The organism is Acidovorax sp. Leaf160, from assembly GCF_001424265.1.
In the GTDB taxonomy this organism is placed as follows: Bacteria; Pseudomonadota; Gammaproteobacteria; order Burkholderiales; family Burkholderiaceae_C; genus Paracidovorax.
Window position 1 is genome coordinate 492,349 of sequence record NZ_LMOV01000012.1, and the last position, 25,059, is coordinate 517,407.

At 64.9% G+C, this 25,059-nt stretch carries 30 protein-coding genes; 4 read left to right on the top strand and 26 right to left on the bottom strand.

From position 1 onward, the window contains the following. Positions 1 to 76 precede the first annotated feature (76 nt). The 4 genes from ASF94_RS08775 to ASF94_RS08790 form a co-directional block, all read right to left on the bottom strand. Positions 77 to 778, bottom strand: coding sequence for a MarC family protein (locus ASF94_RS08775; RefSeq protein WP_056664433.1), 702 nt, complete (start codon positions 776 to 778; stop codon positions 77 to 79). A gap of 97 nt (positions 779 to 875) precedes the next feature. Continuing rightward, on the bottom strand, positions 876 to 1,730 hold the full coding sequence (locus ASF94_RS08780) for a hypothetical protein (protein WP_056664435.1): 855 nt from the start codon (positions 1,728 to 1,730) through the stop codon (positions 876 to 878). Between the two features lie 160 nt (positions 1,731 to 1,890). Beyond that, positions 1,891 to 2,271 (bottom strand): hypothetical protein, encoded by a 381-nt coding sequence (locus tag ASF94_RS08785; protein ID WP_056664438.1) that lies wholly within the window; start codon positions 2,269 to 2,271, stop codon positions 1,891 to 1,893. A gap of 356 nt (positions 2,272 to 2,627) precedes the next feature. Beyond that, complete coding sequence (locus tag ASF94_RS08790; protein ID WP_056664441.1) at positions 2,628 to 2,912, bottom strand: DUF2789 domain-containing protein; 285 nt, start codon at positions 2,910 to 2,912, stop codon at positions 2,628 to 2,630. 271 nt (positions 2,913 to 3,183) lie between these two features. Here ASF94_RS08790 and ASF94_RS08795 point away from each other — a divergent pair, with 271 nt between their 5' ends. Continuing rightward, complete coding sequence (locus ASF94_RS08795) at positions 3,184 to 3,417, top strand: hypothetical protein (protein ID WP_056664444.1); 234 nt, start codon at positions 3,184 to 3,186, stop codon at positions 3,415 to 3,417. 81 nt (positions 3,418 to 3,498) lie between these two features. Here the strand turns inward: ASF94_RS08795 and ASF94_RS08800 are convergent, their stop codons facing one another. Next, positions 3,499 to 4,059, bottom strand: coding sequence for a fasciclin domain-containing protein (locus tag ASF94_RS08800; RefSeq protein ID WP_056664446.1), 561 nt, complete (start codon positions 4,057 to 4,059; stop codon positions 3,499 to 3,501). Positions 4,060 to 4,464: 405 nt separating this feature from the next. Here ASF94_RS08800 and ASF94_RS08805 point away from each other — a divergent pair, with 405 nt between their 5' ends. Beyond that, positions 4,465 to 4,908, top strand: coding sequence for a LexA family transcriptional regulator (locus ASF94_RS08805; RefSeq protein WP_056664449.1), 444 nt, complete (start codon positions 4,465 to 4,467; stop codon positions 4,906 to 4,908). Positions 4,909 to 4,930: 22 nt separating this feature from the next. Continuing rightward, the gene (locus ASF94_RS08810; RefSeq protein WP_056664452.1) at positions 4,931 to 6,229 is read left to right on the top strand and encodes a Y-family DNA polymerase; all 1,299 of its coding nucleotides are present in this window, start codon (positions 4,931 to 4,933) and stop codon (positions 6,227 to 6,229) included. A 35-nt stretch (positions 6,230 to 6,264) separates the two neighbouring features. On the opposite strand, the gene ASF94_RS21160 is transcribed toward ASF94_RS08810, so the two are convergent. Further along, a complete protein-coding gene (locus tag ASF94_RS21160; protein WP_156382455.1) occupies positions 6,265 to 6,576 on the bottom strand; it encodes a hypothetical protein in 312 nt (103 codons plus the stop codon). 772 nt (positions 6,577 to 7,348) lie between these two features. Between ASF94_RS21160 and ASF94_RS21165 the strand changes: the two genes are divergently transcribed. Next, on the top strand, positions 7,349 to 8,068 hold the full coding sequence (locus ASF94_RS21165) for a hypothetical protein (protein WP_156382456.1): 720 nt from the start codon (positions 7,349 to 7,351) through the stop codon (positions 8,066 to 8,068). 40 nt (positions 8,069 to 8,108) lie between these two features. Here the strand turns inward: ASF94_RS21165 and ASF94_RS08815 are convergent, their stop codons facing one another. From ASF94_RS08815 to ASF94_RS08895, 20 genes are all read right to left on the bottom strand, one after another. Further along, on the bottom strand, positions 8,109 to 8,378 hold the full coding sequence (locus ASF94_RS08815) for a hypothetical protein (RefSeq protein WP_056664920.1): 270 nt from the start codon (positions 8,376 to 8,378) through the stop codon (positions 8,109 to 8,111). Continuing rightward, positions 8,375 to 8,740 carry a hypothetical protein gene (locus ASF94_RS08820; protein ID WP_056664455.1) on the bottom strand — a complete coding sequence of 122 codons (366 nt, stop codon included), beginning with the start codon at positions 8,738 to 8,740 and terminating at the stop codon, positions 8,375 to 8,377. The genes ASF94_RS08815 and ASF94_RS08820 overlap by 4 nt, the downstream gene beginning before the upstream one ends. Next, entirely contained in the window at positions 8,737 to 9,321 is a 585-nt protein-coding gene (locus ASF94_RS08825; protein WP_156382457.1) for a lysozyme, read from the bottom strand. Before ASF94_RS08825 ends, ASF94_RS08820 begins: the two co-directional genes overlap by 4 nt. Further along, positions 9,308 to 9,520 carry a hypothetical protein gene (locus ASF94_RS08830; RefSeq protein ID WP_056664458.1) on the bottom strand — a complete coding sequence of 71 codons (213 nt, stop codon included), beginning with the start codon at positions 9,518 to 9,520 and terminating at the stop codon, positions 9,308 to 9,310. The genes ASF94_RS08825 and ASF94_RS08830 overlap by 14 nt, the downstream gene beginning before the upstream one ends. After that, positions 9,517 to 9,837: a hypothetical protein gene (locus tag ASF94_RS08835; protein ID WP_056664460.1), complete on the bottom strand. Its 321-nt coding sequence runs from the start codon at positions 9,835 to 9,837 to the stop codon at positions 9,517 to 9,519. The genes ASF94_RS08830 and ASF94_RS08835 overlap by 4 nt, the downstream gene beginning before the upstream one ends. Continuing rightward, positions 9,834 to 10,271 (bottom strand): hypothetical protein, encoded by a 438-nt coding sequence (locus tag ASF94_RS21170; RefSeq protein WP_156382458.1) that lies wholly within the window; start codon positions 10,269 to 10,271, stop codon positions 9,834 to 9,836. The genes ASF94_RS08835 and ASF94_RS21170 overlap by 4 nt, the downstream gene beginning before the upstream one ends. 9 nt (positions 10,272 to 10,280) lie before the next feature. Then, positions 10,281 to 10,583 carry a hypothetical protein gene (locus tag ASF94_RS21175; protein ID WP_156382459.1) on the bottom strand — a complete coding sequence of 101 codons (303 nt, stop codon included), beginning with the start codon at positions 10,581 to 10,583 and terminating at the stop codon, positions 10,281 to 10,283. Next, complete coding sequence (locus ASF94_RS21180) at positions 10,583 to 10,903, bottom strand: hypothetical protein (RefSeq protein WP_156382460.1); 321 nt, start codon at positions 10,901 to 10,903, stop codon at positions 10,583 to 10,585. Before ASF94_RS21180 ends, ASF94_RS21175 begins: the two co-directional genes overlap by 1 nt. A 3-nt stretch (positions 10,904 to 10,906) precedes the next feature. Beyond that, positions 10,907 to 12,241 (bottom strand): hypothetical protein, encoded by a 1,335-nt coding sequence (locus ASF94_RS21185; RefSeq protein WP_156382461.1) that lies wholly within the window; start codon positions 12,239 to 12,241, stop codon positions 10,907 to 10,909. Further along, positions 12,241 to 13,182 (bottom strand): hypothetical protein, encoded by a 942-nt coding sequence (locus ASF94_RS08845; RefSeq protein WP_056664466.1) that lies wholly within the window; start codon positions 13,180 to 13,182, stop codon positions 12,241 to 12,243. Before ASF94_RS08845 ends, ASF94_RS21185 begins: the two co-directional genes overlap by 1 nt. Then, positions 13,179 to 18,347: a tape measure protein gene (locus ASF94_RS08850; RefSeq protein WP_056664469.1), complete on the bottom strand. Its 5,169-nt coding sequence runs from the start codon at positions 18,345 to 18,347 to the stop codon at positions 13,179 to 13,181. Before ASF94_RS08850 ends, ASF94_RS08845 begins: the two co-directional genes overlap by 4 nt. 15 nt (positions 18,348 to 18,362) lie before the next feature. Beyond that, positions 18,363 to 18,848 (bottom strand): DUF1799 domain-containing protein, encoded by a 486-nt coding sequence (locus tag ASF94_RS20750; protein ID WP_162244633.1) that lies wholly within the window; start codon positions 18,846 to 18,848, stop codon positions 18,363 to 18,365. After that, the gene (locus tag ASF94_RS21465; RefSeq protein WP_056664475.1) at positions 18,773 to 19,108 is read right to left on the bottom strand and encodes a hypothetical protein; all 336 of its coding nucleotides are present in this window, start codon (positions 19,106 to 19,108) and stop codon (positions 18,773 to 18,775) included. Before ASF94_RS21465 ends, ASF94_RS20750 begins: the two co-directional genes overlap by 76 nt. A 132-nt stretch (positions 19,109 to 19,240) precedes the next feature. After that, positions 19,241 to 19,891, bottom strand: coding sequence for a phage tail tube protein (locus ASF94_RS08865; RefSeq protein ID WP_056664478.1), 651 nt, complete (start codon positions 19,889 to 19,891; stop codon positions 19,241 to 19,243). A 12-nt stretch (positions 19,892 to 19,903) separates the two neighbouring features. Next, entirely contained in the window at positions 19,904 to 20,323 is a 420-nt protein-coding gene (locus tag ASF94_RS08870) for a hypothetical protein (RefSeq protein ID WP_156382462.1), read from the bottom strand. Next, positions 20,320 to 20,631 (bottom strand): hypothetical protein, encoded by a 312-nt coding sequence (locus tag ASF94_RS08875; RefSeq protein WP_056664485.1) that lies wholly within the window; start codon positions 20,629 to 20,631, stop codon positions 20,320 to 20,322. The genes ASF94_RS08870 and ASF94_RS08875 overlap by 4 nt, the downstream gene beginning before the upstream one ends. A 13-nt stretch (positions 20,632 to 20,644) precedes the next feature. Next, complete coding sequence (locus ASF94_RS08880; protein ID WP_056664488.1) at positions 20,645 to 20,968, bottom strand: DUF2190 family protein; 324 nt, start codon at positions 20,966 to 20,968, stop codon at positions 20,645 to 20,647. 77 nt (positions 20,969 to 21,045) lie between these two features. After that, positions 21,046 to 23,130, bottom strand: coding sequence for a ClpP-like prohead protease/major capsid protein fusion protein (locus ASF94_RS08885; RefSeq protein WP_056664491.1), 2,085 nt, complete (start codon positions 23,128 to 23,130; stop codon positions 21,046 to 21,048). 79 nt (positions 23,131 to 23,209) lie between these two features. Further along, positions 23,210 to 24,787 carry a phage portal protein gene (locus tag ASF94_RS08890; RefSeq protein WP_082493095.1) on the bottom strand — a complete coding sequence of 526 codons (1,578 nt, stop codon included), beginning with the start codon at positions 24,785 to 24,787 and terminating at the stop codon, positions 23,210 to 23,212. Between the two features lie 36 nt (positions 24,788 to 24,823). Beyond that, complete coding sequence (locus ASF94_RS08895) at positions 24,824 to 25,051, bottom strand: hypothetical protein (RefSeq protein WP_056664925.1); 228 nt, start codon at positions 25,049 to 25,051, stop codon at positions 24,824 to 24,826. Between the last annotated feature and the right edge of the window lie 8 nt (positions 25,052 to 25,059).

Genomic DNA, 25,059 nt, shown 5'->3' on the forward strand with positions numbered 1-25,059 from the left:
GAAGCGCAGTGGGCGCAGAAAGGTCGTTGAACTGCGATCCGCTTGGTCCGCACTGCTCAAGCACCGCCCGCCTCGCTCAGGTTTTCAGCGGAAGCATTCCTTCGCGCAGCATTTCCACGCCCAGCTCATAGACGCCGTCCCAGACGATCTGAACGCCCAGGCACAGCAGGATGAAGGCGGACAGCCGCAAGAAGATCACCGAGCCGGCCTCGCCGAGGGGCTTGAGCAGTTGTTGCGCGTAACGGAAGGCGAGGTACAGCAGCACGCTGACGGCCAGGAGCGCCAGCACGCCGCCGCCCATCCGCGCCAAAGAGATCGACAGACGGGCATCGGCCAGGGACACGCCCACGGTGATGGCGGCTGCCAGCGAACCAGGCCCGCAACTGACCGGAAAGGTCAAGGGATAGAAGGCCTGGCGCCGCGCCATGTCGGGGGTGAAGCTCTCGGCCAGCTCGGTGCGGCTGTCCACGGTGGCCTGCGTGGCCGTGAGCAACCGCCAGGCCGTGGCTGCGACGATCATGCCGCCGCCCACGCGCACGATGGGCAGCGATATGCCGAAGAACTCCAGCACATAGGAGCCGACCAGCATGGCCCCCAGAAGCAGCCAGAACATATTGCGCGCGATGCGGCGCGCCAGCAGGACGCGCGTGGCCGACGACGCGCCTTCGGTCAGTCCGAGGAAGATGGGCGCCGTCGCGGCCGGATTCAGTATCGGAAGCAGCGCGGCGGTGACGAAGAGAAAGCTCTTGCCGAAAGCGCCTAGAAGTTCAAGTGTCAAGACATTCCTCTGTCATGCGGCGGCACAGCCGCGCGCATCTTTCCATGGCCGTTGCATCGGCAGCACCTGCACCGCCCGCAGCATTCGCCTGCGGGGGTCATTCGCGCAGGTCGTCATCGCTGAAACCGAATTCCGAAGGACTGCAGATGGAGGGCGTCAGAAATACCGGGCCCGTCGTCTGGCAGTGGCCGGTGTAGTACCGGGTGGGAGCGGACCCATGGTTCAAGCGGGCCGAGAACACGCCGTACTCGTCCACCTTCAGATCGGTGATGCGGTAGGCGGTCCCGGACCCCGCCCAGTCCCCGCCATTGCTGCAGGTAGCGGTGCCCGTCGAAGCGAACGTGTCGCCGGTCGCGCGCAGGTCACCGTCCAGGTTGCATGAAGTCGAATTGCCGCTGGCGTCGACCTTCGACTCTTGAATGAGCAACCTGTCTCCCTGGACCTGCAGGTACAGCCGAACCCGGGCCATGCCGCTCATATAGGGGTTGACCAGCACCTGACCCGCAAAACTGCGTCGGATCCGCACCGTGTGGTCCTCGTACTGGAAGCGCGCAAACCGCTGCGGCGCCTCGCCCGGCAACGTGATGGTGCCGGAGGTGGATGTATCGAACTCCACCCTCACCGGGCCGGCGACCTGGGCCACCTCGCCGCTTCGCGTGGGGCCGCCCAAGGCGGGCCCGTTCCTGAACTCGGTCAGGTCGCCGGAAAACGATTTGCCGTCCGTCATGGCCCCACTGGCCTGCATGAAGGTCGCGCTGCCGTCGGCGCGGTAGCCGAAGTAGGTCAGGATCAACACCCGCCCACCCTGCCGGTCGATCTGGACGCCGCGGCCTGGCCTGCCGTTCAGTTCCGATCCGATCGTCCACATCCCTTGTTGGGGAAAGAGGGCAAACGCGGGAGCGGCCCCGAAGATGGCCATGGCGGCGATGGCCGCACGGGTGGGTGTGAGCATGCTGGTCTCCTACAGGTTGGACAGCGGACGTTTCAGCCCGAAACGCCTCAATATACCCAGACGCCTGGCCACTGCCAGGTAGGTTGGCCGGGCATCACCGCCTGGGCTGTGCGTTTCGGCCCTCATCCGACGGCCCGCAGCAGATCCAGCCGGGTAGGCTTCATCCGCGCGGCTTCGGCTCGCCGCCCTCCTCCGCCATGGGCAGATTCGCGTTCGCGCCGGTGGCGTCGGCCTGGGTGGCCGTGCCGATGGCGGCGCCCCCCAGCGCGCCCGCAATGCCTCCGGTGATTCCACCCACCACCACGCCGACGGGTCCGGCTGCGGCCACGCCAAGCGCCGCCCCTGTAGCGGCGCCCGCCATCACGCCGCCGCCCATCAGAACGGATTGGGACTCGCGCCGGGCCTCGGCCGGCGTCAGCGGATCCTGCGCGGCCAGCGTGGGATCTTGTGACGGCACGCCGTGTCCCGGGTGGGCCTGCTGTGCCAGGTCCGGATCGACGGGCGCAGTAGTGATCGGGGTGGTCGCTTCGTTCGCATTCATGGGGTGCTCCTGGTTGACGGCGCCGCAACATCGCGGCCGAAGCACCGTTGTAGGTCGCGGCTCCATCAGCGTTCGGCAAGCCGATGGGCGCCCGGTCTGTCGGACAACACCCGCACCCCGCGATTTGCTTGATCGACGTCATGGGCGGGTGAGCAAGCGTTCATTCCTGCCCCGGCACCGCTGGAGCCGCCGCAGCCCGGGTCGATCCGCTGGCTGGCCCGCGCTGAAGGCCCTGCAACAACGAGAAGGCCAGCGAAGGACGGATGCCTTCGCGGGCCTGGATCTCAGTGATTCGCGGGGAACAGCCTGCGCCCGAACCGCGCGCGGCAGCGGTAAGCGACTCGCTGGCTTCTGGGTCAGCCAGCCGAGGGCGCTGCCGACGCCTCGGCAGCGGCGCGCTCGCGCACGGCGTCGGCGTGCAGCGCCTCGCTCAGCTGATCCACCGTCAGGGCCCAGGGCGCGTCCGCCTTCCACTGCTCGACCAGGAACTGGCGCTGCGCATCGTTCCAGAAAGGCGCCTCCGACAGGCTCACATCCGTCGGCAACTGATGCTCCCGGATGAACAGGTCGATAGCTTCCGCGCTTTCGTCCAGGCCCAGTTGCAGAAACAGGTTGGTCATCGTCGGGTCGGTGGTGATCATGCATGGCTCCTATGAAAGATGGAGCGGAAGGTAGCGTGTAAATCGCGCATGCCGCGTCAGACAAAGCTGCCAACACCGCCTGGGCCGGTCCACCTCGCGGCGTGGCCGCATCCAGAGACATCGGCACCCCGTGGGAAACCACCCCTCAGTTTTGAACTTGCGTCAATCCGGCGGGCCCCATCGACGGCTGCCGTTGCGACCGCGCATCAGTGCCATCCTGCCGTGCCAAGCGCGTGCTAGGCTGCGGAATCATCCAGTTACGGGAAGCAGCATGGCCATCGCAACCACCACCGCAGCAGCGCGTCAGGGCGAACTACGCGCAGCGCTACCGCGTATCCAGAGCCTTCTGCGCAGCAATCAGGCCGGCCAGATCGGCGACGACGTCATCGACGAGCTGGTGGACTGCTGCTGGATGGAGTGGGACGGCGGCGCACTGAAGCTCACGGCCACCGGGCTCAACATCTGCCGCCAGTCGGTTGTGGAGGCGCAGCAACGCGCCGTTTGAGCGGCGCGTCCGTCTCACTATCCTGCCCCTGCCCGCCTGCCAATGAGGCGGTCAGAGGCAGTCGCCAGAACAGAGCCGACGTCAGTTCGGCAGCAGCACCTTGTCGACCACGTGGATCACGCCGTTCGACTGGTACACGTCCGGGATGGTCACGGTGGCCGAGCCGCCCTTCTCATCCATCAGCATCACCTTGCCGCCCGACGACTTGGCGGTCAGCGTATTGCCCGCCACGGTCTTGATGGACGCCGAGCCCTTTCCATCGGCAATCATCTTGGAGATGGCGGCCGCATCCCACTTGCCGGCGACCACGTGGTAGGTCAGCACCTTGGTCAGCGTGGCCTTGTTTTCAGGCTTGAGCAGGGTGTCCACCGTGCCTGCGGGCAAGCCAGCAAACGCGGCGTTGGTGGGGGCGAACACCGTGAACGGTCCGGGGCCCTTCAGGGTTTCGACCAGCCCGGCGGCCTTCACGGCAGCCACCAGCGTGGTGTGGTCCTTCGAATTCACGGCGTTGTCGATGATGTCCTTGGTGGGCAGCATGGGCGCGCCGCCGACGGTGACCTGCGCCAGCGCCGGCAACGCGGCAGCGGACAGGGCGAGGGACAGGCCGGCAGCGGCCAGACGGGCAGAGATGCGGGAAGTCATGCGTATTCTCCTGAAGTGAAGGGAACCTGCGCCGCCCGACCTTCGGGCGACTGAAGGCTCATACGCCGCTGGCCCCGATCTGGATCGGCCGCCGAAGGCTTCTTGCGCGACCACCGCGCACAATCAGGTCTCCGCCTACAAGGCCGTAGCCCGTCGGCCGACCTGGGCGGCGTGATCGCCAAATCTGGATAGAATGCCGCACCGGCCTGCAGTCACAGCAGGCAAGGTGTCCGGCCCGCCTCGCTGCGCGGCTGACAACGCGGGTGTAGTTCAATGGTAGAAATCGCCTGCCTAGGGAAATGCCCTTTTCCCCGCAATACCTACGCCAAAACCTACGCTCGCTTTACCGCTGTTGCTGCGACCGATTTCGCTCGACCCTTTGACGCGGATGGATATACTGTACGCATGCACAGTGTTCCATCCATCCACGAAGTTGCATCCGCGAGTGCGTGGGTCGAACTCTTCCTGCCCCTCGCTGGATCTAGCGTACATGCCGGCTTCCCATCTCCCGCCGCTGACTTCGGTGAAACGCGCATCGATCTGGTAGCCGAACTAATCACACACCCCCAGGCCACCTATCTGCTGCGTGTGCGGGGTTTGTCCATGGTCGAGGCCGGCATCGACGATAACGACATTGTGGTGGTGAATCGCGCGCTGAAGCCAGCCAGCGGCCACATCGTGGTCGCTGTGGTGGACGGCGAGTTCACCATCAAGCATCTTCTGCTGCGAGCGGGGCGCGTAAAGCTGAAGGCGGCCAACCCCACCTTCCCCGATATCTCGTTCCGGGAAGGTCAAACGGTCGAGGTCTGGGGCGTGGTCACCTCGTGCATCAAACAGTTCGTTCGGTGAGGGCGCTGATCAGTGCACATCTATGTTCGCTCTTGTCGATGGAAACAACTTCTATGTATCGTGTGAGCGAGTCTTCCGACCAAGCCTGAACGGCCGGCCGGTCGTGGTGCTCAGTAACAACGATGGGTGCGCCATCGCGCGGTCGAACGAGGCGAAGGAACTGGGCATAAAGATGGGCGCGCCCTGGTTCCAGATTCGCCACATGGAGGAAACGCACGGGCTGGTGGCCCTGTCTGCGAACTTCGTCCTGTACGGCGACATGTCGGACAGGATGATGAGCCTGGCGGCCGGGCTGGGCCCGGCGCAGGAGATCTACAGCATCGACGAGAGCTTCGTCAGCGTGGCCGGGGTGCGCGGCGATCTTGTGAAGCGTGGCCACGCCATCCGCGCTCGCATCCTGCAGTGGACCGGCATCCCCTGCGGCATCGGCATCGGCGCTACCAAGACCCTGGCCAAGCTGGCCAACCACATCGCCAAGACCAGCGAACGCAAGCCGGGCAGCTACCCCGGCGAGCTGGCGCAGGTGTGCAACTTGGCCACCTTGCCACCGGCCGCACTGGAAAGCGTGCTGCGCGGCACTGCGGTGACCGAGGTGTGGGGCGTCGGCCGTAAGATCGGCGCCCAGCTGATCGATGCCGGCGTGCATACCGTGTGGGACTTGACCCAGATGGACCCCGCGCTGGCCCGGCGGCGCTGGAATGTGATGTTGGAACGCACCGTGCGCGAGCTGCAAGGCTTTCCGTGCATCCAGCTGGAAGACGTGCCCCCGCCGAAACAGCAGATTGCCTGCACGCGGTCGTTCGGCCGGCCGATCACCGACCTGCCGCCGCTGATCGAAGCCGTGAGTGAATACGCCACGCGCGCCGCAGAAAAGCTGCGCGAGGAACAGAGCCTGGCCGCGCAGCTGCTGGTATTTGCCCATACCTCGCCGCACCGCGAGGGCCCCAGGTTTTCGCGCTCGCTGGTGGTGCCGCTGCGCCGGCCGACCGCAGACACAGGCCAGTTGGTAGGCGCTGCTGTCGCCGGCATCCGTCGCATCTACGAACCGGGCTACCAGCTCATCAAGGCCGGCGTGATGCTACTGGACCTGCAGCCCAACACGGTGCACCAGTGCGAGCTGCCGCTGGAGGAAGAAACTGGGCGGGACAAGTCGCGGCTGATGTCGGCGCTAGACGCAATCAATGGTCGGTACGGCAAAGGCACGCTGCACGTCGGCGCTACCGGCATCGCCGACTGCCGACGCGAGTGGATGATGCGGCAAGAGCGGCGCACACCGCGATACACGACAAAGATGAACGAACTTCCAGTGGTACGAGCTTAGCCAAGCCCCTGACGCCCCACTCACACCGCAACTGACTATTGCTCCCAAGCCACCATGTTCTCCAGCGGTGGGCGTCCAGACTGGGACAGCGTCACGCGGATTTTGTGGATGTCAGGGGCGTTTTGGAACGGGCCCGACGAGTCATGCCATCGTTGAGTAAGTGTGACCGTGTCGCCACGGTCGTCGGTATAGATGCTATTGGTAAGTGTCTGAGGATCGCTGCTTTCCCGATCGACAAAACCTAAAGCCAAGGCTCTTTGGTGCGCTGCAGCATCAGACTCACACTTTCGGCATCCATCGAGTTCCGCAGATACCAATTCGAACGCTTCAGCGGCGGACAGTTTCATGACTTTGCTCCTATGGGTTGAACACCGCTTTGCAGCGTTTGCAGACAGCTGTGACCGTGATCTCATCGTACATAGCACCTAAGAATTCGCCGTCGATGCGATCTACGCGTCGGTCTGGGCTCCGCATGTATGGGTGATTGTCTTCTGAAGCATGAAACACGCCTGTCTGCCCGCATTTCGGACAGACTACATCAAAAGAGTACCGGTCTCTCGCCGCCAATTGTCTCTCCCTCGAGATGCCGCAACATGCAATGATCATAGCCCCCGTTTCGGTTTAGTCGTCCTGATCCTCCATAGCATCTTCCCTAGGTAGGACTGTATAGCTTCCAAGCTATCTTATAGTCAACGGCCCACTTGCCCGAGACGCCTTGCTACTAGGGTTAAGGTCGTTAAATTAGCTTCGCTTGGGCAAGCTAGCATTTTTACTTGATAGAGTCCATATTATGATTTATTGGGAAAGTCCAGAGTTCAGGGCTGCAGGCAACGATGTGGCTAGCACGGCTTCCAAAGAAATTAATTCCGGAAACAGAATTCTTACTATCGGCCACCTTCCGTCCTACGTCATTTGTTTGAGCGACAATTGTGGACATGAATGGTTAGGGAACAGATCAAACCCTGGGACCGTCACTACAGCATCGAATAAGGCTGTAATAATTCGCTGTCCAGTATGTGACGTACGCGCGGGAGCAGATCGCGTTGCTGCGTGGAATGATCCACAATGAATTGTGGTTTACCAACAATCGCGATGATTACAAATCATAAGGTGTGATTTATGAGCAGCGCCTCTGACTGGAAAAAATTATCAAGCCCAACTGCGTCACCATTGATAGCTGGAGGTGTCGCTGCATTGACGACAGCCGCGACGGCCGCCTCGTCGGGTGAATCTCTCGCTCTCTTAGGGATTGCCTCGTTGGTGGGTGTGCCTATGCTTGCAGACTTGGTGAAGTGCATCCCCGCGCAAAGGGCCGCTGACAGAACTGCAGAAACTTTGAAGAAACTACAGGACGATCTGGATGCACTACATGTGCAAATGGATAGATGGAGCGATCAGCAATATCAATTCGTCTCGGACATGGTAAAGAACATTATTGCCACTGGCGAAACAAAGAAGCTCGAATTCTTCAAGCGGGCGGCTTTGAACGTTGCTTTGAACGATGCACTGGTACGAGTTGGTGGTGCCTTCCTTGCGCGCACACTAAGGGACATCACAACGCCTGAGTTAATTTATCTCGTGCAAAATTTCGAACGCAAAATTCTTTTTCCCGAGCATGACGAAAACGAAGACCACTGTGCCTCCGATTTGGAGACTGCTGAACGGGAAGGAATGACGCTGGCTGGAACCGAAAATGACCGGGAGGTCGTTACCGGTCTCCGGACTTTAGGGCTTCTGCGCCGCTCTGGTCAAAGATGGGGAAAAGAAGACTTGGCTTGGACCATGACGGCGGGAAAAATACTTGCCCTGGTCCTACCTCCAGCAGCCGCACCTTCGTGATGACCGGAGCTCTACTCTCGTAGTAAGAGTTGTGCAAACACTATCTGTGGATTGGCGTCCGGCACATCTTCAGCGCAGCCAGCAGCTCCCCCTCATACCCTTCGCGCCGCTCGATCTCGGCCATCGCCGCGCGCGCAAAGTCGTCCAGCGACGCACCCGGCCGCAGGGCCTCGGTCGGCATGACCGGCCGGGCCGGGACCGGCTCGCGGCATTCCACCGGCACCGGCACGCTCACCCGCTGCACCTCGACGCGCGGCGCGGCAGCGCATCCGGCCAGCAGCAGGGCCGGCAGCAATAGCGCGGCCCTCATGGCCCCGCCCTCCCCTTCAACCACTCGTCCACCCTGACTTGCGCGCTGGCGCACGAATCGCCCGGCACGGCCGGCGGCGCGGCCAGGATCAAGTCCGCTCGTTGGTTGTGGCCCTCTGCTCGCTTGGCCGCCGCGCGCCGCGCCTCGTCGGCCTCCTTGGCTCTGCGGTCGGCGAGGGTGCGGAGATCGTCCACCGCATCGCTGCAGGCGCTGGCCGCCTCGCGCGCGCCGTCGCGCTGGCCCCGCATGTCGTGCAGCGCCGTCTCGGCCACGGCGGTGGCGTCGCGCTGACCCAGGTAGGCCCAGCCCACCAGCGCGTTCACCGCCAGGCTCGTGCCCGCCAGGATCTGGCCGGGCGTCATGGCTGCAGCCCTCGGCGGCAATAGGCCGTCTCGCTGGCGCGGCGGTTCGCCAAGCCCTGCACGTAGCGCATGCTGCCGTCCTTGTTGCGCACGAACGACCAGACCGGCCGGCCGGCATCCGACAGGCCCAGGCGGCGGCAGCCCAGCGACCAGTCGCCCACGTTGAACGCCCGCATGGCTTGGCTGCTGCACGTGGCGGCGGCGCCGTTGTTCCAGGCGTGGCTGCTCGCGGCGTCGAACACGGCCTGCGGCACGTCGGGACGCGTGAAGCACCGGGCCAGCTGCTGCTGGACCTGCACCACCGCCTGCGCTTCCTCCTGGTCGCACTTCGCGGCACTCCAGCGCTCGCCCACCACCACGGGGGTGCTGGTGACGTGCCGGGTGATGCCCTTGCAAACCGTGGGCAAGCCCGCGGCGAGCTGGTCGGCGTAGACCAGGCCCGGATCGCGCTTGTCTGGCTCCCACTGGCCGAGCAGCGCCATGACGCCGGCGGATGCTGCCAGCAGGACGGCGCCGCCGGCGGTGCGCACGGTGCGCGGCGGCACGCGGGGCAGGTTCTGGACAGCGTCAGGCGTCGGCATCGCTGTACCCCTGCTTGACGATGCGGCTCGCGGCCACGGCGAAGTTGAGCGCCACCGCCGGGATCGTGATGTAGAGCGGCGTGCCGTAGATGCGGTACGCCCACCACGACGCCCAGGCCGTGAACGCGGCGGCGAGCAGCGCCAGGCGCACGCTCCACGCCCGGCGCAGTACGGTGCGCCAGTCCTGGACGAGCTTCATTTGCGGCTCCCCGGCTCGGCTGCCCGGCCGCGCAAGATGGCCAGGGATTCTTTGATGTCCTGATTGCTCTTGGCGAGATCAGCCACCTGGCCCTCGATCTTCTTGAGCGACTCCCTGGTGCTATCGCGGTCCTTGTCGGCCAACGCTTCAACCATCGCAATGCGCCCGTCCTGCTTCACCTGGTCCTCGCGGTAGCCGCCGTAGGCCGTGGCCACGCCGATGATGAAGACCAGGGTCTGGATGATGGTCCCGGTGCTGACGGTGGGGTCGAATTTCATGAAGCGTCCGGGTTCTTTGGGGGTGGGTGTGCGGGTCATGGCAGCTCCTGCGGCAACACCGGGCCGTCCACGATGGCATCCGCGTCGATCTGGTGCCCGGCCGCCTGGATGATCGCCAGGCCCGCGGGCAGGTCGTCGTTGTCCAGGTCGATGAACTTGCGCACGCTGGCATCGCGCACCACGGCGCGGACCTGGGCGGACTCGTCGGCAAGGATGGCCCACTTAGCCGGCCCGAAGCGGTCGAAGAAGGCGCCTACGCTGATGTGACGTGGACTCTGCGGCGAAGGCGTGAGGGGAAGCTGCTCGGCCATAGGCATGCCTTTGTCATCGATGCCGAGGAATTTTTGCCCCAGGAGGTTGAAGTCAGGCGGGCCTGATAACCGGACATAGCCTTCTGCTGTAATTTCACCTGCTGCACTTTGAATGCCGCGAATGATGCTGTTGGTATCCGTGACGATGTAATGAAACCCCATGATTTTCCTTTAATAGTATTCGACTACTTCAAACGAAAGGAGCTGATTGCCACCAGTGCCAGTCGTGCCAGGCGGAAACGTGTACCGGACGACAGTGGCGGAAATAAACTGGAACATTCCAGTGATTCCAAAGTAATTTGTCCCGCCGCCGCCCTGCCCGGAATAGCCCAGCGGAACGATTACGCTTTTATTGACGTCAACGGCGGCGATGGTCGTGTCCCAGGTAGTGGCGGATGGGGCGGCTTGGAGATAGGCGCGCTGGATGCTTTTGATCGTTCCGGGCTGAAAGGCCGAAGCCTGTGCGTTAGCCATTACAGGTACTCCGTGATTTTCAGTGACATATAGATTCGATAATTGCTAGCGACGCCGAATCCGCGAGTGGCGATGCGGACAGCGCTAGCGTTTAACAAGGTCACGATCAAGCCTGAAACGTCAGACGAGCCGCCTGTGCTGGTGCTGTAGAGGCCACCTTGAAGCTCAAGCCGCGTCTTCGCGGTATTGACAGCGGAAATCGGAATATCTCGATAAAACAAATTCCCCGATGCGGCAGTCAGGGCGTAATCACCCACCAAAATCTGCTGGACGCTTTTCACACGCCCTTTGCCCATTTGTGACGCGTTTGCGTTTGGCATGAGTTACCCCGCGAACCAGTTGTTATGGTCTTTGTGGAAAGTGAACTGATAGGCTGTATAAGGCATATCCAGACCCAGCGACTCACCCTCGTTCACAATCACTTCACCAGTGCGAATTGACACACCACCGATTGGATAGAGTCGGTTGTCGGCACGAGCATTGGTGATCACGATGCAAACATCACCATCGACCGGAGGTGTGGGCATGTACTTATTGCAGGGAGCACCATTCAGGGAACCCGAAATAATATTTCTGCGATTCAGACCGCTGGCGCCACCTGTGTCATACATGTGATTGCCGTCTGTCGTGATGATGCTACTCGGCAAGCCACCGCGTGGACGCCAAGCACCCCAGGTGCCGTTTTCACATGTACGCAAGAACGACAAACCCACGCCAGAGTTATTACTGGACAGAGCCGGCGTAGCTGTCTGGGTCTTATACAGGGTGTCAAAACCAACGGTTTCAACGATCCAGGGAATGTTGAAACTCCACCCACTTGAGGCGGAATTGGCAATAAGGCAAGGCAGGTTCTTTGCAGCGTAGGTAGAGGTGACAGCGTTGATTCGCGTGATCGAGTTATTCGGCAGATCGTTGCAATTCGTGATCGTGTCGGGCGTCACAATAGAAATGCCTGGCATGCCACCCGGGGAGCCGAGCGCAAAATCCCAGTCACTGAAATTCGTAGTCGGGCCGGACACCTCGGAAACGGCAATCTTTGCCGCGCCCGTGCTGGCGCTGTATTCGGTGACATAGCCGCCGTTTTTGGCGTTCGGAGTGGCACGCGATGCGCCACGCAAAAAGGTGACGTTGGGGATGAACGCTTTTCCCGCCGTGAGGACTAGTGTCTTCACTCCCAACGAATTGGCGAACTCGGTGGAACTTGTGGCCACCAATGTCGAGCCGGCCTGAGCGGCGGCGGCAACAGCAGTGTCGCGCGCTGAAACGGCTTGATCCCGCGCCGGCACCGCCTGCTGTGCAGCGGCGACAGCTTCATTGCGCTTTGTGGTGGCGGTGCTGGCGGCGTCGGTGGCGATGCCGGCCTGCTGCCCTGCCGTGGTTGCCGCGCTGCTCGCCTGGTTGCGGTAGCCCATGGCGGCGTCGGCCTGGACGGTCGCCGCAGCAACAGCGCCATCCGTGCCGTCTTTCGCTGACTTCGCCGCCAGCGCGTTGGCTTCGACGTTTTCGGCGAGGGCATTGATCTCAGGCACGAACGGCCCGGGCCCGCCCATGTGCGCACCGAAGGCGTAGGCCTTCCCGTTGTAAGTGCCCGCTGCACGGTCTGAGAGCGCCGGGAATTCCGGGATCGGCGAGAGCTGGGCGGCTGGTTGGACTGCCATCAGATATTGCCCTTCACGTTGAGAGAGATAGAGGCCGCGCCCCAAGAATCCGGGCCGATGTCGCCCGAGACGAAGCCGAGGGTGTTGAGGTAGCCGTAGCGCGGCAGGTTGGAGGCTTCGAAGGGCACCGCCACGTCGATGATTTCGCCCAGAATGGCGTCGGCATACATGGCCTGGTCGGCGTCCAGCTTGACGGTGCAGTTGACGTCGCGGGCGTTGCCGCGGGGCAGCTGTCGGTAGGTGCCGTCGTAGTTGTATTCGCGGTAGGTGTAGGACTTGCGGGCCGCGCGGGCGCCATACTCCACGCCGCCCCAGCTGGCATCGCCGATGAGCTGGCGCCAGTCGCCGACCTTGATGTCGCCGATCGCCACCGCGCCGTTGCTGGGCGAGGTGACCGTCACGGTCACCTCGGCATTCGGCGCGATGGGGATCTCGTCCAGGCTGATCTTCTCGACCGCCGGCAGCGGACTGAAGAGCAACTCCCAGAAGCCGGCGGCTTGCTCGAACAGGTCGCCCGTCTTCTCGCGGATGACGGCTCCGCCTGGGGCCTCCCGAACCACGATGGAGTAAAAGGCCCCCTCCGGGCCGTACACACTCACCCCGTTGATAAAGCCGGGCGTGAGCACGAACTTGATCGAGCCGGTGGCGCGGGCCTTCGTGGACGAGTAGTCATCGAAGGGCGCGCGCCGGTCGCTCGGGCCATTGCGGTTCCAGTAGCCGTTGCCCGCGTCCACCTCGGGCAGCGCGCTGCGGCCGGAATGCGCCCGGGCGCACTTCCACACCGACCCATTGGACGTGCGCAGGTCACCGACGGCGTAGGTGCCGCCGGACACCCAGGCGATCTCGCCGCCGGCGGTGTTGGGCTCGGCAATGGAGGTGCCTGCGGCGATCATCGCCGGGACGATCTTGACGGGCACCATCACGCGGACGGAAGTCTTCATGCAGCGAGCTCCTCGGCCAGCGCCTTGGCGAGGGCCTTCACGTTCATGATTTCGACGCGGTTGGCGTTACCGCCTTCGGTGACGCTGTCGGTCTGCTCCGCCAGCTGGCCCGTGCTCTCTGCACTGGCTGCGGTCGATGCGCGCACGGCGGCCAGCTCGGCCTTCACTGCGCGGAGTTCGGCCACCACCTCTGCCATGGCGCTGCTGTTGCCGGCGCCCATCGCATACACACCCAGCCGGCCGCCCACGTTGGCCAGGGGCATGACGGCCTCAGGGCCCGCCTCGCCCATCTGCGCCATGGAGAAAGCCGTAGGGCGCGTGACGATCCCATTGGTGAACGCGCCGCCGTTCGCGAATGCGAAAGCGGGGGACGGCGTGCGGCGGCCGTGGTTCGGGTTGTTCTTCGCCCAGACCCAGTTGCCGTTGGCATCGACCCAGCCGTCGCGCGCTGGGCCGACGCTGCCGTCGCTGTAATAGGCGCGACCGTCGTCGTCGATGCGCAGCACCTGCAGCGGGTTGGCGGAGCCCGGGCCCATGGAGCCGCCCCAGGCCGTGCCGCCCGTGGGCGCCACATAGGCAGGGGGCACGTAGGGCGTGGTGCCGGTGCCCTTGCTGGTAGCGGTGCCACCAAAAACAGGCTGGTCACCCGAGGTGCCGGTCGCGCCCGTGCCGCTGGTCGCCGTGCCGGGCGTGTTGCCGGACAGCAGCGCGTAGATGTTGGCCAGCGCCTGCGCAACCGTGATCGCGGCGTTGTAGGTGCCGTTGGCGATATCGACCTGGCGCTGGATCAGGTCGTATTCCTTCTGCTGGTCCTTGATCAGCTTGTTGATGGCGTCGGTCTGGCTGTCCAGGGCGTCCAGCTGCTGCTGGGCGGCCGTCTTCTGCGGGCCAGCGATCTCTTCCAGCGCCTTGAGCTGGCCGGCCAGCACCAGGCGGGCGAAGTCGGCATCCACCTGGCTGCTGTACTGGGTGGCGCCCAGGCCTGCGCGCGCGCCGGTGATGGCCTGCTGCAGGGCCTCCTGCTCAGGCAGGTAGCCGGTGCGCTGCGCGGTGGCCAGCGCCTGGGCGATGAACGCGTTGCCCTGCGCGGCCTGCATAGCGGCGGTGGATTGCACCTCGCCGTACAGCTCGCGGGCGTTGCTGCGCACCAGCTCGAAGATGCCGGTGATGAGGCCGAGCGCCTCCTGCTGCACCTGGCGCTGGGTGTCGATGGCTTCGAGCTGGCCTTCCCAGATCTCACGCTGCCGGCCCATGGCGTCGGCCAAGTCGCGCATGGCGTTGCCGCGGGCCGTCTGCGCATCGGCCACAGCCTGGGCGGCGTCTTCCAGCTCCCAGACCTTGGCGATCATCTTGGCGAGCGCAGGGTCGAGTTTGTAGAGGGCGTCGTACTCCTGCTTGCGGCGCAGGTCGAGCGCCTCACGGGTGCGGCCCTGGGCGATCAGCAGGCGCTGTTCGACGTCGAATTGCTTGGAGGCAATGGCGGCGGCATCCTCGAGCGCGTAGATCTTCGCGATCAGCTTGGCGAGCTCGGGATCGAGCTTGTAGAGCGCGTCGTATTCCTGCTTGCGGCGCAGGTCCAGCGCGCCTCGGTCGTCGCCCTGGGCCACCAGCAGGCGCTGGTCCAGGTCGAGCTTTTTCGCGGCGATGGCCGATGCGTCTTCCAGCGCATAGATCTGCGCCACCAGCTTCGCCAGGGCCGGGTCGAGCTTGTAGAGCGCGTCGTACTCCTGCTTGCGGCGCAGGTCCAGCACGCCCCGGTCATTGCCCTGGGCGGCCAGCATGCGCTCGTCGAGGGTGGCGCGCTGCTCGGCCACGCGGCGGATCCGCTCGTCGGCGTCTTCCGCTGCCGGCGTGATGGCCGCGAAACTGCCGGCCAGCTGCAGCAGCATGGCAGCGAGTTTGCGGCCCTGCTCGCTCTGGTCTTCCAGGGCGGCGTTGACCAGCGCGCGGTACTGGGCCCGGGCGTCGGTGGCGTCGATGTCGGGCAGCTTGACGTTCAGTGTGCCCAGCTGCTTCTCCAGCTGGCGGCGCATCGCTTCACGCTGCTCGTCCTGGCTATAGAAATTCTGGAAGTAGGTGCCGGCCGCGGCGCCGAACTTGTCGGCCCCGCCGAACAGATCGACCAGGCTGCTGGCCATGTCTGCCCCGGCCAGACTGGACTGGTACAGCGTGACGCCGAGATTCTCGAAAACGCTGTTGACCGCCGTCAGGCTGCCCGACAGGCGGGTAAGCGCCTCGACGGAGGATTCGCCCGCGCGGGTGTATTCCGTGGTCCCCAGCGTGGCCGACGCCAGCGTTTCGGCCACCTTGTCCAGCTCTTCCTTCAGCGCCTTCTGGATGCCCGCTTCGTCCAGGCCGTTGAAGCTGACCTTGATCGATGCGGTGAAATTGTCGATCGCGTCGGTGCCCAGGCCCAGCACTTCGGCCATCGCGGCCGTGCCCACGCGCATCGTGTTGAACTGGTCGCCCAACGCCGCGCGCAGCTCTTCGTCCAGCTCGCCGTACTTGGTCTTGTTCGAACGGAACAGACCGCCCTTGTAGAACTGGTAGGTGCGCCCCTCGAAGCCGCTCTCGCCGCCGAACTCACCCTCGATGCCCATGTCCTTCAGCTTGCGGCCGAAGAGGCGGTTGATGGCGCCGGTGATGACGCCCGCGATGGGACCGATGCCGGGGATGGCCGAGGCGATGCCGCCGATGCGGTCCATCCAGGGATTGACCTGGTAGCCGTTGCTGATGAGCTTGCTGATGCCGTAGCCGCTGAAACCGTTCAGCACGGAACCTGCGATGGCGCCAGCGAACTGTGCGCCACCAGCTTCGAACGCGCCCTGGAACCCGGACCAGGTGCTCGCGTCCATCATTCCGTAGCGAAACGAATCGACCATCTGGCCGACGTTTTCGAGGCCGTATTTATAGGCCATGTCGGCCAGGCCCATGAGGCTGTTGCCCCCCATGCCCGCAACGTTCAAGCCGTTGCGGATGAGGCTGGAGGCGCCCGACACCATGTCTCCGACGCCGCCGCCTCCGCCCCCCAGCGCGCCCAGCATGCCGCCGCCGCCCGACATGCCCATGAACTGGCCCACCACCCGCACCACGAACGGCTGCAGGAACATCTTGTAGATCTGGTCCGCCACCGTGGTTTTGAACGTGGTCACCAGCGAGCGCGTGAAGCTCTTCCAGCCGGCCTGCCCGTTGTTGAGCATGTCGGCGAAGCCTTGGCGGAAGATGTCGTCGTACTGCTTGACGGACTGCTGCCACTCCTGGAGGAAGACCTTGCTGCTGGCGTTGGCCTTGGCGATGGCGGCCGCTGCGGTGAGTTTGGCAATCTCTTCGTTGCGCTGATCCTGGTTGAAGCCGCTATTCGTGTTCACTTCACGGATGCGGCGCTTCAAATCCAGCTCAATGCGGTACTGCTCGAGCGCGGTCTCGCGAGATTGCTGCGACAGGCCCATCAGCGACAGCTCGAATTCCAATGCCTGATTAGATTCCTCGATACCTTTGACGTAGTCGATGACGCCCTGGCGCCCCGCCTCGCGCAGGCGACTTTCCTCCACGTAAGCCGCATTCACCTCCGCCTGGATCTCGGCGCGCTGCTCCATGTAGACGCGCTCGGTCGCCAACAGCCTCTGCTGGCGCTCCAGCACCGCCAACTCGTCGATGGCAGCATTGACGCGCGCTTTGTCTGCGGCCGTGAGCTTGAGCTTGCCGGTGGCCAGCTCCTCCACCATCTTGATGCGGATGCGGTCGCTCTCGGCGAGCCTCGCAGCGCCGTTCAGCTCCGCCTTTTCCTGCGCGATCTTGACCCTGATCGACGTTATCAGACCTTCGTAAGCGTTCTGTTCCTCTTTCAGCGCCTTGGCGGCGCCATCGTCCTTTTTGTAATTCTTCTTCGCGAGCTCACCGACGAGCCGCTGGTATTCCGTCAGGGTAAGCCGCCCATCCTCATACTGCTTGTGCAACTTGGTGAGCGTGGGCAGGTAGTCCTTGTTGACACCGGAAAGCTCGCGGGTGATCTCAGCAATTTCCTTGTCCGCCTTGATCTGATCGCGTTTCTCCCTCGTCATCCGAGCGAGTCGCGCGTCTTCAGCCGAGGTGTCCACCACCTCACCGGACACCTCTGGCCGCTTCAAGATGTTGCCCTGAGCTGCATCCAGCCGCGCGCGAGCAGCCACCCCGTCTGCAATCAGTTCCTGGCGAATGACGCCTGCGCCCCTAAAGTCCAGACGAGCGATGGCTGCCGCCTGAGCCGCGATGCCGCCAAGTTCACGACCCATCGCAGCGAAAACGAACGCGATATCGTTGTAAAGCACCCGCAGCGTCTCTCCCGCTGTCCGCAGGATTTCGAAAACGCCCGTGTTCTCACGCAGGGCGTCGATGCCTGCCGTCACGTCGCCGATGGCACCTGCGAACAACGCCGTGGCGCCGGTCGCCGCATCGATATCTCCGACAGCCCGGACCGAAGAGTTTTTCAGGTTGGTGAAGGCCTGGCCTACGGTCATCACCGCGCCCTCGACCTCGGTGCGAAGCGCCCCTGCCTGCGACTCCAGCGCCTTGATCACCTGCTCGGCCGTGATTTCGCCCTGCGCGCCCAATGCGCGCAGCTCACCTCGGCTGATGCCCAGGCCATCCGCCAGCGCCTTCGCGAGGCGGGGCGTCTGCTCCATCACCGAATTCAGCTCTTCACCTCGCAGGGTGCCGCTGGCCAGGCCCTGGCCCAGCTGCACCAGCGCGGCCTGCGCCGCCTGCGCGCCGGTGCCGCTGATGGTCACGGCGTTGCCGATGGCTTCCGTCACGGTGAGCAGCCTCTGCTGGCTGACGCCGAGATCGGCGGCCGCAGTGCTGATGCTGGCAAAGGTGGTGCCCAGTTCGATGAAGCCGGTGCGGGAGCGCTGCGCGATGTCGTACAGCGCGGTGTAGGCAGCCGCAGCCTGCTGCGCCCCACCCGTCGCCAGCTTCAGCTGGTTCTGCAGACCGGTGACGGCGTCGGCGGCCTGCACGAATTCGCGCACGCTGATGGCGCCGGCAAAGGCCGCCCCAAGGCCGCCCACCGCGCGCTGCAACACACTGGCCGAATCGCCGACCGTGTCCATGGCACCGCTGACGCGGCGCAGGCCGGTTTCTACCTCGCGCTCGCCGTTGAGGCTGAGCCGAATGCCGATGGGGGTCATGCGGTGGTACCTGCCCTATTTCTGCTGTTCGCGCCGCCGCTCGTCGGCTGCGCGGCGCTCTTCCCAGGCTTCCAGGCTGGCGGCTTCGGCTGCGCGAATGCAGTCGAAGAGTTCGCGCCGCTCGTCGCCCGGCTCAATGCACTGTTCGTCGAGATAGGCGCGCACGCCGGCGTAGTCGAGGCCGGTGGTACCCGCCATGCCGGTGCGCCACTGGGTGCGCAGGCCTTGCCAGTGGGCCCACGCGTCAACGCAGTCGGGCCACAGGTAGACGGGGTCGCCTTCGTCGTCATCGGGGTCGCCATCGCCGCAGTCAGCCTCGGCTGACTGCGCAGAAGCAACCGCAGCGGCCCAGGGCGACGCTGCGTTCTGCGCGAAGGACTGCGTGGGTGCATGGCTCAGCTCGATGACGCTGCGGGCGACCTGGGCTAGTTTTTTGGCTTGGCGCCCGCTTCGTTCACGTACGCTGCGAAGATGACGTGGCCCACGCCCTGGATGCGGCACAGCTGGCGCAATGCCTCTTCGCTGTACGGCACCGGCTTGTTGTCCTCGTCGCGCACGCCGTCCCAGTCTTCCGTGACGCTGGCCAGGAAATCGACGATGGGCTGGCCGTTGCTCTCCTGCAGCAGGTCGCGGAAGGCGTCTTGCTCCAGGCGCTGGCACTTGATCTTGAAGTCGAACGACTCAGGCCGGCCGTCTTCCCCGTTGATGGTGCCGCGCACCTTGAATGTGACCTTGTTGGCGACGACGATCTTGATTGCCATGTTGTTACCCGATGAATGTGTGATGGGCCCGAGGAATGCAGGAGTGCGTGGCTGCCCGCTCGGGCAAAGACAGGCCGGCGCGCTCTAGAGCACGCCGTGCCACGCACAAAACCGATGGAGATGGTTGGAGGCTTACGCGCCTGCGTAAGTGATGAAGCGGCCCAGCAAGCTGATGCTGCAAGGCACGGAATTGGCCTGGCCCTTGGTGAGGTTGGGCATTTCCGAGACGGCCATGTAGCCGTAGCCGTAGCCAACGGCGCCGCCGGAAATGATGATCTTGAAGCCCACCCGGCCCAGCACCCGGCTGACGTCGAGCATCTGCTGGTACGCCGGCAGGCTGGCATCGTGACCCAGCGTCAAGGTCAGCGACATCGGGTTGAAACCCACAGGCACGTTGATCGCGTTGCGGCGCGACAGAGGGTCAACGGTGTTGAACTTCGGATCGCCACCGTTGCCCTGAATGTTCAGGACCTGAGGGATCTCGACCCAGCCGCCCACCTTCTGCAGGGTGCCCGTGCCACCACCCGCTGGGAACATGTTGGTGCTGGACGCGTTCAGGCCTTTGATGTCCACCGTGTTGGCGGCAACGGCGCCTGCACGCCAGATGGTGTCCGATGCGTCTTCCCAGCCACTGGTGAAAAGGAGCTCATCGTTCTGGGCGTAACCGTGGGCATTGCTGCTGGCCTGGGCCGGGTTGGTGTTGGTCACTGCGGAGACGCCCTTGGCCGTTTCAAACACAGTGGCGAATTGAAAGCGCGAACCCTCGGGGAAGTAGTAAGCCATGGTGAGCTCCAGTTAAAAATGGGTGCCGGCGGTGCGATGCCGGGCGATGAAAATCAGGGTGGCGCACCCCGTGGCTTCGGCGTCGATGTCGAAGTCATAGGAGGCGCCGACGAAACGCAGATGGCTGACCGCGCCGCCGAGAGTTGGGTCGGCCAGCAAGCGGGCGATCACGGATTCGGCAAGAGAGTCGACAACGACGTCGGTGGTCTCGGCAGCCGTGGCGCGCCCGTAGCACTCAATGCCGATCTGCGAGCCGTACTCGACCGGCAGACCGGCCATATCCGACTCGCCGACCTCCGTCTGCACGGGCTTCACCACCACGGCCGTGTTCTGACCCGACTGGATGGGACGCAGGCGCAGGCGCGACACTTGTGGCGAGATGCCGGCAAGGGCCAGCATCGTTGCGCTGATGGCGACATTGAGCGAACTCACAGCACGTTCTCCAGCAGCAGGCGCATGGCACCGGCTCCATCCGGCTCTGCTGCGCCGATGACGTAGGACGTGCCGTTGACCACTAGCTGCATGCCAACGGATTCATGCGGCACCAGTGCCATCGGAGCCACCACCACCGGCTGCGTGGACGCCATCCCCAGCGCTCCTACCGCGCCCGTGGCGTAGGCATCCTCGAAGATGCCGCCGAACGCGGGGCCGCCTGCGATGCTTACCTGAGCATTGGCAAGACGCGCGAACGCGACACCGTTGACGCGGGCTTCGATGGCAGCGAAGGGAGCGAGGGACATGGCCGTGCGTCGCTCAAGCGTTGAGGTGCAACCACACCGTGCTGACGCCGTTGCCCGCAGGCTTGGCGGCGTAGCCGGCCAGGACGTTGCCGCTGGCGGTGGTGGTCAGGCGGGAGTTGGTGGCGTCCCAGTACAGCAGCGCGCCCTGGGCGACCACGTCGGTGCCGAGCTTGGCCAGTTCCACCACCCCCTTGACGCGCAGCGCGCCGAGGGTGTTGGCGGGGATGTCGGCCACGACGATGCCGACGCGCGCGCCGATCACGGCGACCGCGCCGCTGACTACGGCCGCGGCGGGCGTGAAGTCGAGCACGTCGCCGATCTGAACGAAGTTTTTCATGATGACGGTTCCTAGAAGATTGAAGGTGTGGGGTGCGGGCGGGCGCGGTGGCGCCCTGCCCTGTCACATGCCGCCGATCAGGCGCCGGGGTTCTTGGCCAGCGCCTTCCAGTCGAGGGCGCTGACGCCGGCGTCGATGCGCACCTTGAATTCGGTGCCGTCCACATTCCAGCCCTGGCGCTGTTCCAGGTAGGGCTGGTCGTTGCCGTCGAGGTAGTTGACCTCCACGGTGTCATGCATCTGCGCGCCACCCGCGCCGTACCAGGCCGTGCTGGAGGCGGCGTCCAGGCGGGCATCGCTGATGACCTCGAACGTGTCGCGCACGCTGTTGGGGATGGTGTTGTTCTTGGTCGAGCCGACTTCGAACTCGCTGGCGCGCACCACGTTGGCCACGCCGCGCAGTGCACGCGGCACCAGCAGGTACTTCATGCCGATGTTCAGGATGGCCTGGCCCTGCTTCTGCAGCGCCATGGCGGATTGCATGGCGTCCACGCTGGCGGTGGTGATGGGAGCGGCTGCCAGCAAGTTGCCGTGGTCCGCATGGAACAGCGTCTTGCCGTCGGCCATGACCGGGTTGCCCGTGAGAATGGCGTACGCCAGGTCGCCCACGGTGCGGATGGCAGCGCGGCCCATGATGCGCGGCACGCGGGTGAAGGCGTCGAGGTCGTCGTTGATGATGGCCTGGCGGGTGATGGAGAACAGCTCGCCGTAGGTGGCCAGCACCACGGGCGCGCCGCGCTCGCCTACCGTGGCGTACTTGTACTCGGCGCCCTCGGCGACCTTGCGCAGGCTCGGGAACATGTTCAGGTCCACACGGCTGCCGGGCTTGAAGTCGGGCAGCGTGCCGGCGCGGGTCCAGAGCTGGAAGGTTTCTTCTGCCTCCTGGTAGCCGGTCAGCAGCGCCTTGTTGGCGACGTTGGCCAGCAGGCCGGGGAAGTCGCTGGTGCTGTGGGTGAAGGCGGCGCCGATGAAGGTCATCTTGTCCATGCCTTCGGACTTCAAGCCAGCGCGCGTCAGGCTGGCGCGGGCCAGTTCGGACAGGGTGTAGCCCCGGAAGGGGTTGGCACCTTCCGCCTTCGCCAGGCCTGCGCGGGCCATCAGCGCGCCCTCGGCCGCACGGCGGTGCTTGTCGGCTTCGTCTTCCACGGTGGTGACCACGTGGCCGCCCGCGACGGGACCGGCACCGGTTGCCAGATGAGCCAGCAGCTGCGCGCCAGCCGCTTCGACGGTGACGCTGTGGTCGTTCTGCAGGCGCGCCATCAGCTCGCCGACGCCAGGGCGGTCGGTGAACGCGCGGAAGCTGGCGGCGATGCCGTTGCGACGCGTCTGGTCTGCGGCCAGCACAGCGGCAGCATCGACGGCGGGAGCAGCAGGCGCGGCGGCGCTTCCGCCACCGCCTGCCACTGCACCAGCAGCGCCGACGGCGTTCTGCAGCACATGGGTACGGAATTTCTTCATGGAGTCCTCTTCAGCGGAAGGTGCGGCGGCGGCCGCGGGAGTGCCACCGGCCTGGGCTTGCGCCGCGGGCAGTGAGCGGTAGCGGGAAATGGGCATGTCGCGGGCGGCGGACGCGGCGACGGGGTTGGCGTCGGTGATGGCGTCGATGAACTTGGCATCGAGCGCTTCCTGCGCCGTGAAAAAGTGGTCCTTGCCGTCGGTCAGCAGAGCCAGCGCCGCGGGCTGGTCGCCCGAGCGCGCGGCATAGCTGGTGGACATGGCGGCGGCCCAGGTGTCGAGCTGGTCGGCCAGTTCGCGCAGTTCGGCGCTGTTGCCGTAGGCCACCGTCCAGGGCGCGTGGATCATCAGCAGCGCGTTGCTGGCCATGTGCACGATGTCACCGCCCATGGCGATCAGGCTGGCTATGCTGTAGGCGATGCCGTCCACCTCGACGGTGATGGTGGCGCGGTGGCGCTTCATGGCGTTGTAGATGGCCATGCCATCGGGCACGCTGCCACCCAGGCTGTTGATGCGCACCGTGATGGCATCGACGTCCAGCTCGGAGAGCTCTCGCACGAAGCTGTTGGCGCTGGTGGTTTCTTCGTACCAGCTTTCGCCGATGTCGCCGTAGATCAGGATCTCGGCGGCGGCCGCCACACCGATGGCAGCGGCTGCGATGGCGTTCTTGCGGCGGATGGCGTACCAGGGTTGTGCGGGCTTTGACATGTGCTGAGGGCTCTCGAATGGAGAGCCCTCAGTGTCTGGATTTGCCTGTCCGGTTTCTACCCAAGAAACCGGACTATCTTCACGCGCCGCCCGATTCTTCTTCCTCGCGAGCGCTGCCGCCGCGACGCGGCAGCTCATCGTCATCGGCGCCGGCCTCTGCGGCGGTACCGAAGCCCACCCCGCCCTGCGTGGCTGCGTTGCTGGAGAACACGAGCTCCTTCTCGGCGGCTTCGCGGCGGAACGACTCCACCTGCTCCAGCACGTCGCGCGGGTTGCCACCTCGGCGGCGGATCACCTCGACCTCGCTCGCGAACCCGGCCTTTACCAGCGTCTCCCACGCGTTGGCTTCGTGCACGGGGTTGATCCACGGCATGGACTGGCCGACGAAGAGCGCATCGTCTGCGCTGCCCTCGCGCAGGTCGGCTGGCATGCGGACGATGCCGCCCAGGTGAGCGGCCTGCACGAACGACTCCCAGACCGGCTGCACGAACATGCCGACGAACTCGTCGGCCAGCACAGCGTAGTGCACCCACTGCTCGACCAGCTCCTGCCGCTGCGCGCTGTAGGTGCCGTTGTAGTCGCGGCTGACACTGGAGTAGCTGGCACCGATGCCGGCAGCGAACGCCCGCAGCTGGCCCGACCGCCAGGTCACCAGGTTGGGATTGGGCCGGTTGCTGTCGATCATGCCGATCTCTTCGCCGACCTGCAGGGTGTCGATGACCATGCCGGGCTGCATGCGGAGATCGCGGGGCAGCGGGTTGCCATCGGCATCGCGTTGCGGTGTGGGACCGGCGCCTTCATAGCCGTTGGGTTCATTGCGCTTGACGAAGGCCGTCATCGAGGCCGCGACCTTCGCGGCGACACGCTCGCTTTCTTCGTAGTCCTTGAGATCCTCCAGCCGGGTGATGACGCTGGCAAATTCCGAAACGCCGCGCTGCTGGTGCAGCCGGTCGAGGGTCGCCATGTGCAGCACCCGCTCAGCGGGGATCGTCTTCAGGGCGCCCTGGTCGCGCAGCACCATGAAGTCGCGTGGGTCGCCCTTGTAGACCAGGTAGCCGGTGGCCTGGCCCCAGGCGTTGGACTGGATGCCCTGGCGGATGCCCTTCGACACGTCGTCATAGTCGAGCGGCACCAGGTCGGGCTCGAAGAGCTCGAGGGAGTAAGGCACGCGAGTGCCATGCTGCAAGTAAGGCACCGGCCCGACGAGCTCCTGGGCAAAGGCCTCGCCGTCACGCAGCCAGGTGTAGGCCATAAGCCGCTGGGCCAGCGGCCACCGGTACCGGCCGGTCACCTCGGGCTTGCGCTGCCAGTCGCGCCAGGCCTCGCGCAGCGCGGCAGCGTACTCGGCATGGATGGTGCCGTCGGCGCGGCGCGGCTGCGGCTCGATGCCGATGCCTGTGGGTCCCACCACGTTGTTCACCAGCACCCGCAGCGCGCCACGAGACAGGTCGTGGTTGCGCTCGAGATACCGGGCGTGGGCACGCAAGGCTGCGGCGCTAGATCCCACCAGCGTGTTCGGGCTGCTGTTGTCGGTGCGGTTTTTGCGCTGGCGGTTAGGCTTGGCACCTTCGTAGTGGGCCAGGGTGTGCCGGGCGTGGGCGCGGCGGAGCCCTTGCACGGGATTGGCCCAGGCAACGAGGCGATCGACGATGTTCATGGGGTAAGGCCTGCGGTGTTGGTGAATGGGCCCGGCTCAGCGGTCCAGGCCGTCGAAGCGGGCCACGGAAAAGCCGAGGCCTCCCATCGATGGGCCGGCGCTGGACTCGGCCGCCGCCCGGCGTTCCCATTCCTGCCGGCCCTTGCGGATCTCGGAGAGGTTTTCGACGGTGAGGGTGCGGCCTCCGAAGGAGACCGTTTTGCCGAGCAGGAGGTTGGTTTCGGCGTCCAGGTACTTGGCCACCATTTCAGTTGCGACAGTCATGCGCGGCA